We start from the raw sequence: 2,625 nt of genomic DNA, 5'->3' as shown, positions 1-2,625 counted from the left end.
AGCGGTTCAGGAGCCGGAATGAAGTGGAGATCCTCTCCCAAATTGACCACAAGGAGACGGTCACAGCCGGTCTTCTCAAAGTAGCGGATGGCGAAGGCGTGGGGACTCAGAACGGCACCATCAATGTGTTCGCGTGACTGTGCGGAGAACACCAGGTCTTCGCGACGCAACCGTAACAAGTCGCGACAGAGCAGGTAGAACGGCCCGTGAGCGCTCCGTTCGGCGCGATCCAGTTTGGAGCGTTCGAACGTCATGCGATCGTTGGGGTCGAACATCGATTTCCGCGCTTCCTCAGATGCATAACTGGGAAATTGGCTCAAGAACTCTTGCCGCCCTAATCGGACCTTTGGGCCGAGCTCGTGGTCGCCGAAGTCGACAAAGTACAGAAAGGGGGTCGATGCGGCGTACTCCTGTCCCATGAACAACATGGGTGTCTGAGGAGCCAACAAGTTGATCGTGGTGAGAACGCGATACCGCCCGGGGCTCGTCAAGGTATGGAGGCGGTTACCTGTAAGGGTGTTCCCGATCTGATCGTGATTTTGGATAAAGAAAACGAAGTTACAGGCCGGCTCATGGCCGACGACCGAACCTCTGGCCTTGCGTTGCCAATGGTACCGCTGTCCTTGATACAAGAATCCGCGTTTCAGAGAGGAGATAAATTCCTGTGGCGCACCGCGGTAGTCCGTGTAGTAGGCCTCACGGTGCCCTGTCGCCGCAACCCGTGACACATGATGGAAATCTTCGCACCAGACGGCGTCCAGGCCCCATCCACCTTGTTCCACAGGCCGAACCGCACTGATCTCCTGCGCCTCGTTTTCGGCAATCAAGACGATGGATCGCCGTCCCGCCACCCGGCGGGTTTCCGTAGACAGTTCTCCGAGGATATGCTGTTCGCTGGCGTCATGAATGGCATGCGTCGCGTCGATTCTCAGACCATCAAGATGAAATTCTCCGATCCAATAACAGGCGTTTTGTACGACCAGTTCCCGCATGCCCGCCGACCCGGGTCCATCGAAATTGAGAGCTTGTCCCCACTCGTTCGGATATCGGTCGGTGACATAATCATCGCTGAACACTGACAAGTAGTTTCCATCCGGTCCAAAATGGTTGTACACCACGTCCAAAATGACTCCCAACCCCGTTTCATGGGCGGCGTCCACGAAACGCTTAAGGGCATCGTAGTCTCCATACATATGTGACGGAGCGAACAGGCATACGCCGTCGTATCCCCAATTCCATCGACCGGAGAATTCAGCGATCGGCATGATTTCCAACAGCGTGATTCCGAGGCGTTTGAGTCCATCCAACTCGCGAATGGCGGCGTCGAACGTACCCTCTTCGGTGAAGGTGCCGAGATGGAGTTCATAGATGACTTGTCCCGCCATGTGGACACCGGGCCAATCATGATCGCGCCAGCGGTAAGCGGAGGGATTCACAATTTGCGAAGGGCCATGAGGGCCCTCCGGTTGAAAACGTGAACAGGGATCCGGATAATCCTTTTCCCCATCCAATCGATAGCGATAGGTCATCCCGGGGCTCGCATTCGAGGCGATTCCGCTGAAGTAGCCTCGTTCATCTCTCTCGAGCGATTGTGTCTTGCCGTTTCCAAATAGAACGTCGATCCGTGTGCTTTTGGGAGCCCACACCCGAAACTGCACGCCTTCCTCTATCATCTGTGCTCCCAGCGGAATCATGGGGACCGTAGGGCTACCTTTGGCCTTCTTCGCATTCTCTGCAATGTTGAAATGTGCCCGCACCAATGTTTTGGGAATTCCCTCTAGCGATCGTATTGCAAGCTATCGCGATGTTATGTCCTAACTATAGGGTCCGCACCGTGACTCGTACTGGGCAGACCCCTAGAGAAGGGCAATGTCAAATACCGGGCTGCTTTGCGAGATGCTCAACACTATCATTTGAACTCGGGTGTCTCAGTCCATAATTGTCGTAACTTTGTCCGCCAACGTGCTGCGGCGTCCGGATTGACGGCTCCTACCGCATCCACCAGCGAAAGCGCACCAACCAGGTCACCTCTGGCATTCACGACCGGAACATTGCGGGCGCAATGGTCGAACATGGCAGGAATGGCATCGGCCAAAATGGCATCCTCACGACATCGAACGACCATGCGCTTTTTGATCAGCTCATGGAGAGTGATCGACACAGCGTGGTCTTCGGTATTGACGGCATGGACGGTCAACTCATACTCCGTGAGCGCGAAGATCGGCTCGCCCTCCAGATACACAACCAGGATAGGCACATTCCTGCTTCTGAGGATTTCCATCGCTTCTTTGATAGTGATGGAGGCCGTGACGGTTGCCAGTTCATTGGTCATAATATCTTTCACAAGGCGGTCCTCACCAGGAAGCACTCTATATGCTTCATCATTGGTGGATTCCCCAAAAATTCCAGAACGAGGGCGGGGGGTCACGGTAAGCATTGAATATCCTTAACAGGACATCGGCTGAACTGGACTGGGCGGATCCCCCGATGAACAATCTCACATTTGTGGACGGAGCTTTACCATTGATCGGCAAGGCACCATTCTTTTATCGCTTAGCTTCACCTCATCTGCCGACATATCGCCGAGCCGGCTTATTTGATCGCTTGAATCGACAGCGCATGAGT

Annotated in this window: 2 protein-coding genes; both read right to left on the bottom strand. The window is 54.6% G+C overall.

The window, feature by feature from the left end:
- Window positions 1-1,757 (bottom strand): malto-oligosyltrehalose trehalohydrolase (gene treZ, locus ACOSYY_RS04330; RefSeq protein ID WP_421661040.1); only part of this gene is annotated, 1,757 nt, incomplete at its 3' end.
- Window positions 1,758-1,909: 152 nt separating this feature from the next.
- Window positions 1,910-2,437, bottom strand: coding sequence for a CBS domain-containing protein (locus ACOSYY_RS04325; RefSeq protein WP_421661039.1), 528 nt, complete (start codon window positions 2,435-2,437; stop codon window positions 1,910-1,912).
- Window positions 2,438-2,625 lie beyond the last annotated feature (188 nt).

This window comes from Nitrospira sp. BLG_2, assembly GCF_049222245.1.
The sequence above is the reverse complement of the archived record's forward strand: the minus strand, read 5'-3'. Positions and strand labels throughout refer to the sequence as shown.